The organism is Streptomyces sp. NPDC102441, from assembly GCF_044765585.1.
Taxonomy (GTDB): Bacteria; Actinomycetota; Actinomycetes; order Streptomycetales; family Streptomycetaceae; genus Streptomyces.
Genome location: NZ_JBIWKH010000020.1, coordinates 112,728 through 127,160, shown reverse-complemented (window position 1 = coordinate 127,160; position 14,433 = coordinate 112,728). Strand labels below are relative to the sequence as shown.

The 14,433-nt window shown below is 73.3% G+C and carries 12 protein-coding genes and 1 riboswitch; of the genes, 5 read left to right on the top strand and 7 right to left on the bottom strand.

Annotated elements, in window-relative coordinates; translation table 11 throughout:
* Positions 1-28: 28 nt before the first annotated feature.
* Positions 29-637 (bottom strand): HhH-GPD-type base excision DNA repair protein, encoded by a 609-nt coding sequence (locus ACIREO_RS34915; protein ID WP_404117762.1) that lies wholly within the window; start codon positions 635-637, stop codon positions 29-31.
* A 313-nt stretch (positions 638-950) separates the two neighbouring features.
* Here ACIREO_RS34915 and cbiE point away from each other — a divergent pair, with 313 nt between their 5' ends.
* Together cbiE and cobM are read left to right on the top strand one after the other, a co-directional pair.
* Entirely contained in the window at positions 951-2,222 is a 1,272-nt protein-coding gene (gene cbiE, locus ACIREO_RS34910; RefSeq protein ID WP_404117759.1) for a precorrin-6y C5,15-methyltransferase (decarboxylating) subunit CbiE, read from the top strand.
* Positions 2,219-2,968 (top strand): precorrin-4 C(11)-methyltransferase, encoded by a 750-nt coding sequence (gene cobM / locus ACIREO_RS34905; protein ID WP_404117756.1) that lies wholly within the window; start codon positions 2,219-2,221, stop codon positions 2,966-2,968. The genes cbiE and cobM overlap by 4 nt, the downstream gene beginning before the upstream one ends.
* A gap of 21 nt (positions 2,969-2,989) precedes the next feature.
* Here cobM and ACIREO_RS34900 read toward each other — a convergent pair whose 3' ends face one another.
* Complete coding sequence (locus tag ACIREO_RS34900) at positions 2,990-4,099, bottom strand: cobalt-precorrin-5B (C(1))-methyltransferase (protein WP_404117754.1); 1,110 nt, start codon at positions 4,097-4,099, stop codon at positions 2,990-2,992.
* A 15-nt stretch (positions 4,100-4,114) separates the two neighbouring features.
* On the opposite strand from ACIREO_RS34900, the gene ACIREO_RS34895 reads away from it, so the two are divergent.
* The gene (locus tag ACIREO_RS34895; protein WP_404117753.1) at positions 4,115-4,867 is read left to right on the top strand and encodes a cobalt-precorrin-6A reductase; all 753 of its coding nucleotides are present in this window, start codon (positions 4,115-4,117) and stop codon (positions 4,865-4,867) included.
* 48 nt (positions 4,868-4,915) lie between these two features.
* On the opposite strand, the gene ACIREO_RS34890 is transcribed toward ACIREO_RS34895, so the two are convergent.
* From ACIREO_RS34890 to cobG, 4 genes are all read right to left on the bottom strand, one after another.
* A complete protein-coding gene (locus tag ACIREO_RS34890; RefSeq protein ID WP_404117750.1) occupies positions 4,916-5,428 on the bottom strand; it encodes a DinB family protein in 513 nt (170 codons plus the stop codon).
* Between the two features lie 79 nt (positions 5,429-5,507).
* Positions 5,508-7,037: a precorrin-3B C(17)-methyltransferase gene (gene cobJ, locus ACIREO_RS34885; protein WP_404117747.1), complete on the bottom strand. Its 1,530-nt coding sequence runs from the start codon at positions 7,035-7,037 to the stop codon at positions 5,508-5,510.
* On the bottom strand, positions 7,034-7,660 hold the full coding sequence (locus ACIREO_RS34880) for a precorrin-8X methylmutase (RefSeq protein WP_404117744.1): 627 nt from the start codon (positions 7,658-7,660) through the stop codon (positions 7,034-7,036). Before ACIREO_RS34880 ends, cobJ begins: the two co-directional genes overlap by 4 nt.
* A 108-nt stretch (positions 7,661-7,768) precedes the next feature.
* On the bottom strand, positions 7,769-9,067 hold the full coding sequence (gene cobG / locus ACIREO_RS34875) for a precorrin-3B synthase (RefSeq protein ID WP_404117741.1): 1,299 nt from the start codon (positions 9,065-9,067) through the stop codon (positions 7,769-7,771).
* 160 nt (positions 9,068-9,227) lie between these two features.
* A riboswitch (cobalamin riboswitch) is annotated at positions 9,228-9,303 on the top strand.
* 54 nt (positions 9,304-9,357) lie between these two features.
* Here cobG and cobN point away from each other — a divergent pair.
* Together cobN and ACIREO_RS34865 are read left to right on the top strand one after the other, a co-directional pair.
* Entirely contained in the window at positions 9,358-12,957 is a 3,600-nt protein-coding gene (gene cobN / locus ACIREO_RS34870) for a cobaltochelatase subunit CobN (RefSeq protein ID WP_404117738.1), read from the top strand.
* 75 nt (positions 12,958-13,032) lie between these two features.
* Positions 13,033-13,782, top strand: coding sequence for an IclR family transcriptional regulator (locus tag ACIREO_RS34865; RefSeq protein WP_404117736.1), 750 nt, complete (start codon positions 13,033-13,035; stop codon positions 13,780-13,782).
* Positions 13,783-13,813: 31 nt separating this feature from the next.
* Here ACIREO_RS34865 and ACIREO_RS34860 read toward each other — a convergent pair whose 3' ends face one another.
* Positions 13,814-14,386 (bottom strand): TetR/AcrR family transcriptional regulator, encoded by a 573-nt coding sequence (locus tag ACIREO_RS34860; RefSeq protein ID WP_404117733.1) that lies wholly within the window; start codon positions 14,384-14,386, stop codon positions 13,814-13,816.
* Positions 14,387-14,433 lie beyond the last annotated feature (47 nt).

The following is a 14,433-nucleotide window of genomic DNA, read 5'->3' as shown; positions in this document are numbered from 1 at the left end:
TGGGCGGTCGTGCGGTGGGCTCCGGCGGTCACCCGGACCGCGCCGCCCTGGCCGCCGCCTTCGCCTGCTGCTTGAACGCCCGCACCTCGGCGAGCGAATCGGGCCCGGTGATGTCGGCCACCGAGCGGTGCGAGCCCTGTTCGCCGTACGCCCCGGCGGCCTCCCGCCAGCCCGTCGGACGTACGTCGAACTGCTTGCCCAGCAGCGCCAGGAAGATCTGCGCCTTCTGGGTGCCGAAGCCGGGCAGCGCGTTGAGCCGTTTCAGCAGCTCGCCCCCGGTGGCGGCGTCCGCCCAGACCGCCGCCGCCTGCCCGTCGTACTCGGCCACCAGATGCCGGCAGAGCTGCTGCACCCTCTTGGCCATGGACCCCGGATACCGGTGCAGGGCCGGTTTCGCGGTGAACAGCTCGGTGAAGGCGTCCGGGTCGTACGCGGCGATCTCCCGGGCGTCCAGATCGTCCGACCCCATGCGCTGCGCCAGCGTGAACGGACCGGTGAACGCCCACTCCATCGGCACCTGCTGGTCCAGCAGCATGCCGACGAGGGCGGCCAGCGGACTGCGGCCCAGCAGTTCGTCCGCCTCGGGCTCCTGGGCGATCCGCATGGTGCGGGCCTTGCCGTTGTCGCTCTTGGTCATGTATTCGATGATCGCGAGAGAGAGCGGGATCGGCGACTCGGTGCGGGGACTGGTGGTGACCGGGCGCCGGGCTGACCGGCGCTCCCGTCGGGCGGCGGGGCCGTGAGGGCGTCGCGGGGGGTGAGTGCGGCGAGGACCTGCGGCGCGTGGTGGCGCAGCAGGTCCTTTCTCCGCGTCGTCCACACGGGCCGCCCGGGACGACCGGCCGGTCGCCCGCGCCCGGAACAGTGGTTTATCACTCCGCCGCCTGGGTCCGGAAGCGGTCCCCGTAGAGTTCGGCTGCGTCGTCCCGCCAACCCAGAGGTACCCGGCTGTGCCACCCGTGCCACCCCCGCCCGCCGTCCCGGCGCCCGCGTCCGTCGTGAGCGTCGTGGGGATCGGTGCCGACGGCTGGGCCGGTCTGCCGGAGACCGCCCGCGCGGCGCTCCTGGACGCGGAGGTCCTGATCGGCGGTGAGCGCCAACTGGGGCTGCTCCCGGCGGAGTGCGGGGGCCGGCGGGTGCCCTGGCCTTCACCTCTGCGGCCCGCCGTGCGCGGACTGCTCGCCACGCACACGGGGAGCAGGACCGTGGTGCTGGCCAGCGGCGACCCCATGTTCTACGGCATCGGCCGGGCCCTCACCGAGGAGCTGGGCGCCGGAGCCCTCCGGGTGCTGCCGCACCCGTCCTCGGTCTCGTACGCCTGCGCCAGGCTCGGCTGGCCGGCGGAGGACACCGAGACCGTCACCCTCGTCGGCCGCCCCACGGCCCGGCTGGCCGGCGCGCTGCACGACGGGCGCCGGCTGCTGGTGCTCTCCGCCGACGGCTCCACGCCCGCCGCCGTGGCCGGCCTGCTGCGGGACCACGGCTTCGGGCCCAGCCGGATGCGGGTGCTCGAACAGCTCGGCTCCCCGGCCGAGGACTGCCTGGACGGCACCGCCGACACCTGGGAGCACCCGCCCGGCGACCCGCTCAACGTGATCGCGGTGGACTGCCGGAGCGCCCCGGACACCTTGCGTCTCGGGGCCGTGCCCGGACTCCCCGACGAGGCGTACGAGCACGACGGCCAGCTCACCAAGCGCCATGTCAGGGCGGCCACGCTCGGCGTACTCGCGCCCGCCCCCGGTGAGCTCCTGTGGGACATCGGCGGCGGCTCCGGATCGATCGCGGCGGAGTGGATGCGGACCCGTCCCTCCTGCCGTGCGGTCACCGTGGAACGCGACCCGGTCCGGGCGGCCCGGATCGCTCGTAACGCGGACCGGCTCGGGGTCCCCGGGCTGCGCGTGGTCACCGGCCGCGCACCGGACGCCCTGGCCGGACTGCCGGTGCCCGACGCCGTGTTCATCGGCGGCGGGCTGACCGCCCCGGGGCTGCTCGACGCCTGCTGGGACGCGCTGCCCCCGGGCGGCCGGCTGGTCGCCAACACGGTCACGCTGGAGTCGGAGGCGCTGCTCGCCGAGTGGTACCGGCGGTTCGGCGGTGACCTGGTCCGCCTCGCGGTGGCCCATGCCGTGCCGGTCGGCGGGTTCACCGGCTGGCGTCAGGCCATGCCCGTCACACAGTGGTCCGTACAGAAAACCTCGCACGCTCCAGGAGACGACAGATGACCGTGTACTTCATCGGCGCGGGCCCCGGCGCCGCCGACCTGATCACGGTGCGCGGCGCCCGGGTCCTCGCCGCCAGTCCGGTCTGTCTGTACGCGGGCAGCCTGGTGCCGCGCGAACTGCTCGCCGAATGCCCGCCGGACGCCCGGCTCGTGGACACGGCCCTGCTCGACATCGCCCAGATCACCGCCGAGCTGGTGCGGGCACACGGGGACGGCCAGGACGTGGCCCGGCTGCACTCCGGCGACCCGTCGGTCTTCAGCGCCGTCAACGAGCAGATGCGGCGGCTCGACGAGGCGGGCGTGCCGTACGAGGTGGTGCCCGGCGTGCCCGCCTTCGCGGCGGCCGCGGCGGCGCTCAAGCGGGAGCTGACGGTGCCCACGGTCGGCCAGACCGTGATCCTGACCCGCATCGCCCAGCGGGCCACCGCGATGCCGGAGGGCGAGGACCTGGCCACGCTGGGCCGCAGCGGCGCGCTGATCGTGCTGCACCTCGCCGCGCGGTACGTGGACCGGGTGGTCGAAGAGCTGCTGCCGCACTACGGGGCCGACTGCCCCACCGCGGTGGTCGCCATGGCCTCGCGCCCGGACGAGATCATCCTGCGCGGGACGCTGGACTCCATCGCGGAGCAGGTGAAGGAGGCCGGGGTGATCCGTACAGCGGTGATCATGGTCGGCCGGACCCTGGGCGCGGAGCAGTTCCGTGACAGCCACCTGTACTCCCCGGCGCGGGACCGCCACACCTGCTGACGTGCGGGCGGACGAGACGTCCTAACCGCGCCCCACGACCGCCCCCGCCCGGTCGATGCAGATCACATCCACCGCCACCGGAGCCCCCCGCAGCACGGACAGCGCCTGGTCCCGGGCGGCCACTGCGACCAGGTCGCCCAGCGGCACCCCGGCCGCCGTGCACAACTGGAGCGCCGCGAGCCCGGTGTTGGCGACCTCGATCTCCGCCGCCAGCTCCTCGCTCGCACCACCCTGCCGGGCCAGCCGCGCGAGGAACGGCTTGTCGACCTGTGAGCGGCCCGAGTGCAGGTCCAGATGCCCGGCGGCCAGCTTGGACAGCTTGGCGAACCCGCCGCAGATGGTCAGCCGCTCCACCGGATGCCGGCGTACGTACTTCAGCACCGCGCCCGCGAAGTCCCCCATGTCCAGCAGGGCGATCTCCGGCAGTCCGTACTCGGCCACCACCGTCTTCTCCGAGGTCGAGCCCGTGCACCCCGCGACGTGCCGGTGCCCGGCCGCGAGTGCCACGTCCACGCCGCGCCGGATCGAGTCGATCCAGGCCGAGCAGGAGTACGGCACCACGATGCCCGTGGTGCCCAGGATCGAGATTCCGCCCAGGATGCCCAGGCGGATGTTCCACGTGAAACGTGCGATCTCCTCGCCGTCGTCCACCGAGACCGTGATCTCGACGTCGCCCGTACCGCCGTGCTCCGCAGCCACCCGCGCGATGTGGTCCCGCATCATCTGGCGGGGGACGGGGTTGATCGCGGGCTCCCCGACGTCGAGCGGCAGCCCGGGAAGGGTCACCGTCCCGACACCGGGGCCGGCCCGGAACACCACGCCGGACCCCGCCGGCAGCAGCCGCACGGTGGACCGCACCAGCGCACCATGGGTGACGTCGGGGTCGTCGCCCGCGTCCTTGACCACCCCAGCAGTGGCCCGGCCGTCGGAGAGCTCCTCCACCGCGAGTGCGAAGGCGGGGGTCTGGCCCCTGGGCAGGGTGATGGTCACCGGGTCGGGGAACTCGCCGGTCAGGAGGGCCGTGTACGCGGCCGTGGTCGCCGCCGTCGCACAGGCCCCGGTCGTCCAGCCCGGCCGGAGACCGGTGTGCTTGAGTTGGGCGGTGCGCCCGCCCTGCGCCTCACTGCTCATGGATGGACCGATCGGATGCCCCTGCACGTACTCGTCCTCGGCGGCACCACGGAGGCCCGCCGGCTCGCGGAGTCCCTGGTGGCCGCGGACGGGATCCGGGTGACCAGCTCACTCGCGGGACGCGTCGCCCGGCCGAGGCTGCCGCCCGGCGAGGTACGTGTCGGAGGCTTCGGCGGGACCGAGGGCCTGGCCGAGTGGCTCCGCGCACACCATGTGGATGCGGTCATCGACGCCACCCATCCCTTCGCCGGAACGATCAGTTTCAACGCGGCCTCGGCCGCCGCCGCTGTCCATGTTCCCCTGCTGGCCCTCCGAAGGCCCGGCTGGGTGCCGGTCGAGGGCGACCGGTGGCACATCGCCGACTCCCTCGCGGGTGCGGCGGGCCTGCTGCCGGAGCTCGGGTCACGCGCCTTCCTCACCACGGGACGCATGGGTCTGGCGGCGTTCGCCGGGCTGGACCTGTGGTTCCTGATGCGCTCGGTGGACGCCCCCGGCACCCCTTGCCCCGCGCGGATGGAGGTGCTGCTGGACCGGGGGCCGTTCACCCTGGAGGGCGAGCGTGAACTGATCCGGCTCCACCGCGTCGATGTCCTCGTCACGAAGGACAGCGGCGGTGACGCGACCGCCCCCAAGCTCGCCGCCGCCCGCGCGGCCGGGATTCCGGTGGTGGTGGTCCGGCGGCCGCCGGTCCCTCCAGGTGTGCCGGTGGCGGGGACGCTGGAGGAGGCCCTTGCCCTGCTGCGGCACCTCACGGGTCCGTGGTTCTGAGGCGCTGACCTGCTCGGACGTCCGCACGGCGCCGGGCGTCCGAGCTCCTCAGACGCCCGTACGGCCGTCTACGCGTTCCCGTACGAGGTCGGCGTGACCGCAGTGGCGGGCGTACTCGCCGATCATGTGCGTGTAGATCCAGCGCAGGGTGACCTGGCCGCCGCCGAACGGGGAGGTGTCATCGAGCGCGCGCGCCGCGCAGTTCTCCCTGGCCCGGTCCATCTCCGACTGCCATACGGCCCCTGCTTTCCCGTACGTCGCGTCCTCCGCCAGGTCGAACCCCCCGTCGGTGCCGTCCGGGTCGGCCTCGGGGTCGTAGATCGGCGGTGCGTCCTCCTGGGCGAGGACCCGGCGGAACCAGTTCCTCTCCACCTCCGCCGCGTGCTGGACGAGGCCCAGCAGGGTGAGGGACGACGGCTCGGCGGCCGGCTCGCGGAGCTGGTCGTCCGTCAGACCGTCGCACTTCTGGGCGAGCGTGGCGCGGTAGAAGTCGAGCCAGCTCTCCAGGGAGGTCCGCTCGTCCGCGTCCAGGGGAGGCATGTGGCGTACGGGGGTGCTCATGTCCGCCATCGTGGCATGAGGGTCCGACAACGGGCCGGGCCGTCCCCGGTGGTCCCGCCTGGGACGGCTCCTCCTCCTGTCAGTCCTCCGGGTAGCGGCGCGGCGTCCAGACGATCTGCTTCCCGTCGCCCCGGCGCACCCAGCGCGTCTGGGAGGAGCCGACGATGAGGATCGTCCGCATGTCCACATCGAGCGGGTCCAGATCGGCCAGCCGCACCGTCCGTACGCTCTCCGCCGGCCCCCCGACATCGCGGCCGAGCACGACGGGCGTGTCCGGGGAGCGGTGCTCCAGCAGCAGGTCGCGGGCCTTGCCTACCTGCCACGTCCGGCTGCGGGAGCCGGGGTTGTACAGCGCCATGACGAGGTCGGCCGTGGCGGCGGCGCGCAGCCGTCCGGCGATGACCTCCCACGGCTTGAGCCGGTCCGAGAGGGAGATGGTGGCGTAGTCGTGGCCCAGCGGCGCACCGGCCCTGGCGGCAGCGGCGTTGGCCGCGGTCACCCCGGGCAGCACCCTTACGGCGATGTCCGTGTACGCGTCCTGCGAGGCCACTTCGAGCACGGCCGTCGCCATCGCGAAGACCCCCGGGTCGCCCCCGGACACCACGGCCACACGGCGCCCGCGGCGGGCCAGGTCCAGGGCGAACTCGGCGCGCTCCGACTCGACCTTGTTGTCGGAGCCGTGCCGCTGCTGGCCCGGCCGGACCGGCACCCTGTCCAGATACGTCGTGTAGCCGACCAGATCGTCGGCGGCGGCCAGCGCCCCGCGGGTCTCGGGCGTGAGCCACAGCGGTCCGGCCGGTCCGGTGCCGACCACCACGACCTCGCCGGTGTCCGGGCCCGCCGCCGGTGAGGGCCGGGGCGCGTCGATCCGGCTGGGCAGCACGGCGACCGCGAAGTACGGCACGGAGTCCGCGTCGGTGTCCGCCAGATCGCCGGTCCGTTCCCCGGCCATGGTCGCGCGCTCGACGTACCGAGCCTCGGCGAGCCGCCCGGACGCCTCGAACGCGCGGCGCACGGCGGGGAACGTCCGCCCCAGCTTCATCACCACGGCGGAGTCGGTGGCCGCCAGACGTGCCGTCAGCTCCTCCTCGGGCAGGGTGCCCGGCAGGATCGTCAGCACCTCCTCGGCCTCGACGAGCGGGGTGCCGAGCCGGGCGGCGGCGGCGCTGACCGAGGTGACACCGGGGATGACCTCGGTGTCGTACCGGTCCGCGAGCCGCTTGTGCATGTGCTGGTACGAGCCGTAGAAGAGCGGGTCGCCCTCGGCGAGGACCGCGACGGTGCGCCCGGCGTCGAGGTGCGCCGCGAGACGGGCCGCGGCCTCGGCGTAGAAGTCGTCCAGCGCGCCCCGGTAGCCGCCCGGGTGGTCCGTGGTCTCCGTCGTGACCGGGTAGACCAGTGCTTCCTCGATGTGGTCGGCGCGGATGTGCTGCGCCGCGATCGAGCGGGCGATGGAGCGGCCGTGCCGGGCGGAGTGGTAGGCGATGACGTCGGCCTCGGCGATGATCTGCACGGCACGCAGGGTCATCAGGGCCGGGTCGCCCGGGCCGAGGCCGACCCCGTACAGCCGGCCCGTGCCGTCGGTCTGCTGCTGCTCGGGCACGCTCATTCCTCCTCGCTGGCGATGGCGTTGAGGGCGGCGGCGGCGATGGCGCTGCCACCACGCCTGCCCCGCACGACGAGGTGCTCAAGACCCGAGGAGTGGGCGGCCAGGGCCTCCTTGGACTCGGCGGCCCCGATGAATCCGACCGGCACGCCGATGACGGCCGCGGGGCGCGGGGCGCCCTCCTCGATCATCTCCAGCAGCCGGAAGAGCGCGGTGGGCGCGTTGCCGACGGCGACGACCGCGCCCTCCATCCGGTCCCGCCACAGCTCCAGGGCGGCGGCGCTGCGCGTGGTGCCGAGCTTCGCGGCCAGCGCGGGGACGGCGGGGTCGGACAGGGTGCAGATGACCTCGTTGTCCGCCGGCAGCCGCTTGCGGGTGACACCGCTCGCGACCATCGCCACGTCGCACAGGATCGGCGCGCCGGAGCGCAGCGCCGCGCGGGCGTCGGACACCGCGTTCGGCGAGAAGACGAGATCGCGTACGAGGTCGACCATGCCGCAGGCGTGGATCATGCGGACGGCGACCTGGCTCACATCGGCGGGCAGCCCTGCCAGATCCGCCTCCGCGCGGATGGTGGCGAAGGACTGGCGGTAGATCGCCGGTCCGTCCTTCTCGTACTGATGCACAGTGCTGTCGCTTTCTTCATCGAACAGATTGAACAGATTGAACAGATTGAACAAGTCGAACAAGTGGAACGGGTCGGACGGGTCGGACGGGGGTTGCGTACGTGCTGTTCAGGTGCGCGTTCCCCGGGCCGCCGCCACGGCGGCCGAGAGCGCGGCCGGATCGTCCCGGACCGTTGCCGCCTCGGTGGCCAGCTCGCCCCGCACATGGGAGATCCGGTGTCCGCCGGGGGTGGCCACCACGTCGATCCACTCCCCGTGCGGATGGCCGCAGCGGCGTTCGCACCCGGACCAGTACACAGGGAGCCTCCCGGCCGGTCCGACGGCGGCCCCCGCATCGGCCCGTACGTCGGCCAGCGACTTCGCGCAGCCGGGCTGCCCGATACAGGCCCCCACGCCGGCCCACGGGGAGCCGGGTCCGGTGATCAGGCCGGCCTCGGAGAGGCCGCTCCGCAGCCTGGGGGCGTGGGCGGGGCCGATACCGGTGACGACGACCCCGCGCCACGGGGTGAGGCGCAGTTCCCCGGCGCTCGACAGCAGCCGCCACCGGGCCAGGTCCAGCCGCCCCAGCGGTACGCCGACGGAGAGCGCGGCCTCGCGGCGGCCGCCCGGGACGGGGCCGGGGGCCGGGGGCCGGGCTTCGAGGGGACGGGAGCGCCGGCCCGGGGCGGCGGCGATGCCGGCCGCCCGCAGCCGTCGTACGACCTCGGCGGGCAGAGCGGCCGCCGAGTCGTCCGGCAGATCCTTCACCCGCCAGGCACCGCTGTCCCCGGCGGAGCCGAGGAAGGCTTCGGCGGCGGTCAGCGCGGCGCGGGGGGCGTCGGAGAAGGGGACGCGGAGCACGGCATCGGTGTCCCCGATGCGCAGCAGTGCGCCGTCCTCGTGGCCGAGGAGGGTGAGGTCGGCACCGAGGGCGTCCACGTCGCCGCGGCCGTCGTCGAGCGCGAACAGGAAGCGTCCGGAAAGCGCCGTCGCACTGTCACTTCCGCACAGAAGCCGGTCCAGTCCGGTCAGCCAGGGCCTGATGTCGGCGGCCCCCAGACCGTCGAGCCCGGAGAGCGGGGACGCGACCACGTTGCGTACCCGTTCATGACGTGCGGAGGGCAGCAGCCCGGCCTCGTCCAGCAGTCCGCCCAGCTCCGCACCGCAGTCCGGGGCGAGCCCGCGCAGCTGCACGTTTCCACGGGAGGTGAGATGCAGCTCACCGTCACCGAAGCGCTCGGCGGCCCGTCCCAGGGCTCCTGCCTGAAGGGGGGTCAGCACCCCGCCGGGTATGCGGATCCGCGCCAGCGCACCGTCGTCCGCCCGGTGCAGACGCAGCGCACCGGGGCAGGCGTCACCGCTGCTCCGGGCACACGCGTCGCCCGGAGACCGGGAAATATGGGGGGAGGCGGGCATGGCGGCGAGCATACCGACCGTGACCGTGGCGCACCCCTACGGTCACTGTGACGTACGGGACACCCGCCGCGGCCCTGGTGAGGGCGGGGGCCGTCTGGTCAGGACCCCCCACCCGCCGCCTACTATGCCTAGCGGCGGTCCGTTCGGCCCGCCATCGCCAGACGGCGACACGGAGGAAGCCCGGTGAGAATCCGGCGCGGTCCCGCCACTGTGAGCCCGGCCCACCCGGCCGCGCGAGTCAGGAACTCCTGCCGTCCGACACCGCCCGGGGCGTGGACACCCCGAGGAAGGGCTGACGCCGCATGATCCTGCTCCTGTCGACGTCCGACACCGACCTGCTGAGCGCCCGCGCCTCCCAGGGTCCGGTCAGCTACCGCTACGCCAACCCTTCCCGGCTCTCCGTCGAAGACCTGCCGCAGCTCCTGGACGGCGCCGACCTCGTCGTCGTACGCCTCCTCGGCGGTGTCCGCGCCTGGCAGGACGGGCTCGACCAGGTGCTCGCCACCGGCCGCCCCGTCGTCGTGCTGACCGGTGAACAGGCCCCCGACGCACAGCTGATGGCCGCCTCCACCGTGCCCATCGGCATCGCGGCCGAGGCTCACGCCTACCTCGCGCACGGCGGCCCCGCCAACCTGGAGCAGCTGGCCCGCTTCCTCTCCGACACCGTGCTGCTCACCGGCCACGGCTTCGAGCCGCCCGCCCCCGCACCCGCGTGGGGCCCGCTGGAGCGGGCCGCCCGGGACGTCACCGGCCCGACGATCGCAGTGCTCTACTACCGCGCCCACCACATGAGCGGGAACACCGCGTTCATCGAGGCGCTCTGCACCGCTGTGGAGGACGCGGGCGCACGCCCCCTCCCGCTGTACGTCGCCTCGCTCCGCACGCCCGAGCCCGAGCTCATCGACGAACTGCGCGCCGCCGACGCCATCGTGACCACGGTCCTCGCCGCCGGCGGCACCAAGCCGGCCACCGCATCCGCGGGCGGCGACGACGAGTCCTGGGACGCGGGCGCCCTCACCGGCCTCGACGTGCCCGTCCTCCAGGCGCTCTGCCTCACGAGCCCCCGCGCCGCCTGGGAGGAGAACGACGAGGGTGTCTCCCCGCTGGACGCGGCCACCCAGATCGCCGTCCCCGAGTTCGACGGCCGTCTGATCACCGTGCCGTTCTCCTTCAAGGAGATCGACGAGGACGGCCTGCCCGCGTACGTCGCCGACCCCGAGCGGGCCGCCCGGGTCGCCGGGATCGCCGTACGCCACGCCAGGCTCCGCCACATCCCGGCCGCCGAGAAGCGGATCGCGCTGGTCCTGTCCGCGTACCCGACCAAGCACTCCCGCATCGGCAACGCGGTCGGCCTCGACACCCCCGCCAGCGCCGTCGCCCTGCTCCGCAGGCTCCGTGAGGAGGGCTATGACTTCGGTCCTGAGGAGGAGATCCCGGGCCTGGTCTCCGGGGACGGCGACGAGCTGATCTACGCCCTCATCGAGGCCGGCGGCCATGACCAGGAGTGGCTCACCGAAGAGCAGCTGGCCCGCAACCCGGTCCGGATCCCCGCCGCCGACTACCGCCGCTGGTTCGCGACGCTGCCCGCCGACCTCCGTGAGGCCGTCGAGCGGCACTGGGGCCCGGCGCCCGGCGAGATGTTCCTCGACCGGTCCCGCAACCCCGAGGGCGACATCGTGCTCGCCGCCCTGCGCCGCGGCAATCTGCTGATCCTCATCCAGCCTCCGCGCGGCTTCGGCGAGAACCCGATCGCGATCTACCACGACCCCGATCTGCCGCCCTCGCACCACTACCTCGCGGCCTACCGCTGGATCGCTGCGTCCGCCGACGACAACGGCTTCGGTGCCGACGCGATGATCCACCTCGGGAAGCACGGCAACCTGGAGTGGCTGCCCGGCAAGAACGCCGGACTCTCGGCCGCCTGCGGGCCCGACGCGGCGCTGGGCGACATTCCCCTCGTCTACCCGTTCCTGGTCAACGACCCCGGCGAGGGCACCCAGGCCAAGCGCCGGGTGCACGCCACCCTCGTCGACCACCTCGTACCGCCGATGGCCCGCGCCGACAGCTACGGCGACATCGCGCGCCTCGAACAACTCCTGGACGAGCACGCCCAGATCGCCGCCATGGACCCGGCCAAGCTGCCGGCCGTCCGCGCCCAGATCTGGACCCTCATCCAGGCCGCGAAACTCGACCACGACCTGGGCCTCGAAGACCGGCCGGAGGACGAGGGCTTCGACGAGTTCATCATGCATCTCGACGGCTGGCTCTGTGAGATCAAGGACGTCCAGATCCGCGACGGCCTGCACGTCCTGGGCGCCGCTCCGGCCGGCAAGAACCGCGTCAACCTGGTCCTCGCCGTCCTGCGCGCCCGCCAGATCTGGGGCGGTACGGCCTCGCTGCCCGGCCTGCGCGAGGCGCTCGGCCTCGACGAGTCGGCGGCCACCCGCACCGCCGCCGACGCGACCGAGGAGCAGGCCCGTGCGCTCGTCCAGGCGATGGACGACGCGGAATGGGACCCGGCGGCCGTCGCCGGTGTGGCCGTGGGGCACCCGCAGGCCGTCGCCGACATCCTCGACTTCGCCGCCCGCGAGGTGGTGCCCCGCCTCGCCGCGACGACCGACGAGCTCGACCACGCGGTCCACGCGCTGAACGGCGGCTTCGTCCCCGCCGGCCCGTCCGGATCCCCGCTCCGCGGCCTGGTCAACGTCCTGCCGACCGGCCGTAACTTCTACTCCGTCGACCCGAAGGCCGTCCCCTCCCGCCTCGCGTGGGAGACCGGCCAGGCCCTCGCCGACTCGCTTCTTGAGCGCTACCGCGCGGACAACGGCGACTGGCCCACCTCCGTCGGCCTGTCCCTGTGGGGCACCAGCGCGATGCGCACCGCGGGCGACGACATCGCCGAGGCGTTCGCCCTGCTCGGCGTCCGCCCCGTCTGGGACGACGCCTCGCGCCGCGTCACCGGCCTGGAGCCGATCCCGTACGAGGAGCTGGGACGCCCCCGTATCGACGTCACCCTGCGCATCTCCGGCTTCTTCCGCGACGCGTTCCCCCACACCATCGGCCTGCTGGACGACGCCGTACGCCTGGCGGCCTCCCTCGACGAGCCCGCCGAGCAGAACTTCGTACGCGCCCACACCCAGGCCGACCTGGCCGAACACGGCGACGAGCGGCGCGCCACCACCCGTATCTTCGGCTCCCGGCCGGGGACGTACGGCGCCGGTCTCCTCCAGCTCATCGACTCCCGCGACTGGCGCACGGACGCCGACCTCGCCGAGGTCTACACGGTGTGGGGCGGCTACGCCTACGGCCGTGAGCTGGACGGACGCCCGGCCCGGGACGAGATGGAGACCGCGTACAAGCGGATCGCGGTGGCGGCGAAGAACACCGACACCCGTGAGCACGACATCGCGGACTCGGACGACTACTTCCAGTACCACGGCGGCATGGTCGCGACCGTACGCGCGCTGAAGGGCACCGCCCCCGAGGCGTACATCGGCGACTCGACCCGCCCCGAGACGGTCCGCACCCGCACCCTGGTGGAGGAGACGTCCCGGGTGTTCCGCGCCCGGGTGGTCAACCCGAAGTGGATCGAGGCGATGCGCCGCCACGGCTACAAGGGCGCCTTCGAGCTCGCCGCCACGGTCGACTACCTCTTCGGGTACGACGCGACGACTGGCGTGGTCGCGGACTGGATGTACGACAAGCTGACCGAGACGTACGTCCTGGACCCGACGAACCGCGAGTTCCTCCAGCAGGCCAACCCCTGGGCCCTCCACGGCATCGCGGAGCGCCTTCTGGAGGCGGAGTCCCGGGGCATGTGGGCGAAGCCGGACCCGGCGGTGCTCGAAGCGCTGCGCCAGGTGTTCCTGGAGACCGAGGGTGATCTGGAGGGTGAGGACTGAGGGGAGCACCGGTTCCCGTCCGGTGGGCAACAGTCCTGCCTTGCTGGCTCCCGCCCGCAGGTCCAAGCTTGTGAGATGGGTGACCGATCGGGCCACACGCAGATACCTTCTGTCCACCACGCGTTCCGCTTGATGGAAGCCGTGGCGGCGCACGATGGCGGCGCGCCCGCGAACGAGCTGGCGCGGCGGGCGGGGCTGCCTCCCGACGCCGCTCTGGAGCTGTTGCGGGACCTCACGCAGGACGGCTTCCTGCGCAGGCTCGACGACGGCGGGTTCGTCCTGGGCGACGTCCCGGTCGGCGTCCACGGCGTGCGGGACCTGGGCGGACTGGTCCGCCCCGCCCTGGCCTCGCTGCGGGACGACCTGTCGGCCGCCGCCTACCTCACGTTCTACGAGGAGGGCGAGATCAAGATCACCGAGATCGTCGACGGCCCGCAGACACCCAGGGTCGACCTCTGGGTGGGATTCCAGGACGCGGGGCACGCCACGGCACTCGGCAAGTGCGTCCTGCGTGAGCTGGATGACGAGGCGCGTGGCGAGTACCTCTCCCGGCACACTCTCGCCGACCTCACTCCCCGCACGATCACGCACAGGGACGAGCTGATCCGGCAGCTCGAATCGTCGCGTCGTGTACCGGCGGTGATGGACCGGGAGGAGTACGACCTCGGCACGGTGTGCATCGCGGTGCCGGTGTACCGCGGCGGCACACTCGGCTCGCTGGGTGTCTCGTTCCGGGCGGACCGGATGTACCGCACCAGCCAGGTCCGCGAGAGTCTGCTGGCGTCGGCGGACCGGGTGACCAGGGAGCTTTCCTTCGGCACCTGAGACCTGATGTGCCGCCGGGAGCCTCCTGCGACTACGAGCCGTGTCCGCCCGCTGCCACGGCCCTGAGCTCGACCAGCAGTTCCCGCATCACCGGCGCCATCGCGCGCTCCTCGGACGCCGCGATCCACCGCTCGAAGCCGACCTTGAAGACGGCCATGCCCGCTTCGGCGGTCAGGCTCGCGGCAGGCTCCGGGACACCGCGCCGGCGCAGGGTGCCGGCGAGCGCGGCCGACAGCGAAGCGAGCTTGATCAGCTCGCGCTCCTGGAGCTCCGCGTTGGCCGTGATCACGGCCTGCCGCTTCCGGGCGTACTCGCGGCGGTCGTCGAACATCTCGGAGACCACGTCGAGGCCCACCGCCAGCGCGTCGATCGGAGCCGTGGACTCCGGAACGCCGGCGACCGCGCCCACCAGCAGGTCCTGCAGGTCGGAGCCGCCGAACAGGACCTCGCGCTTGTCGGCGTAGTGCCTGAAGTACGTCCGCTCCGTCAGCCCGGCCCGCTTGGCGATCTCCGCCACGGTGGTCTGCTCGAAGCCCCGCTCGCTGTAGAGCTCCAACGCCGCTTCCGCCAGGCGCCCGCGCGCGTTCGGCTCCCATCTACCCATGGGCCGATCCTACGCGATGGCAGTGACTGACGTCAGGTGTTACCGTT

What these genes read in the sequence shown, in the direction of transcription:
- cobG (WP_404117741.1), bottom strand. Translation starts at nt 9,067, where the DNA reads ATGCTCGCCGCCATGCCCGCCTCCCCCCATATTTCCCGGTCTCCGGGC.
- ACIREO_RS34915 (WP_404117762.1), bottom strand. Translation starts at nt 637, where the DNA reads ATGACCAAGAGCGACAACGGCAAGGCCCGCACCATGCGGATCGCCCAG.
- ACIREO_RS34865 (WP_404117736.1), top strand. Translation starts at nt 13,033, where the DNA reads ATGGGTGACCGATCGGGCCACACGCAGATACCTTCTGTCCACCACGCG.
- cobN (WP_404117738.1), top strand. Translation starts at nt 9,358, where the DNA reads ATGATCCTGCTCCTGTCGACGTCCGACACCGACCTGCTGAGCGCCCGC.
- cobM (WP_404117756.1), top strand. Translation starts at nt 2,219, where the DNA reads ATGACCGTGTACTTCATCGGCGCGGGCCCCGGCGCCGCCGACCTGATC.
- ACIREO_RS34895 (WP_404117753.1), top strand. Translation starts at nt 4,115, where the DNA reads ATGCCCCTGCACGTACTCGTCCTCGGCGGCACCACGGAGGCCCGCCGG.
- ACIREO_RS34900 (WP_404117754.1), bottom strand. Translation starts at nt 4,099, where the DNA reads ATGAGCAGTGAGGCGCAGGGCGGGCGCACCGCCCAACTCAAGCACACC.
- ACIREO_RS34860 (WP_404117733.1), bottom strand. Translation starts at nt 14,386, where the DNA reads ATGGGTAGATGGGAGCCGAACGCGCGCGGGCGCCTGGCGGAAGCGGCG.
- cobJ (WP_404117747.1), bottom strand. Translation starts at nt 7,037, where the DNA reads ATGAGCGTGCCCGAGCAGCAGCAGACCGACGGCACGGGCCGGCTGTAC.
- ACIREO_RS34890 (WP_404117750.1), bottom strand. Translation starts at nt 5,428, where the DNA reads ATGAGCACCCCCGTACGCCACATGCCTCCCCTGGACGCGGACGAGCGG.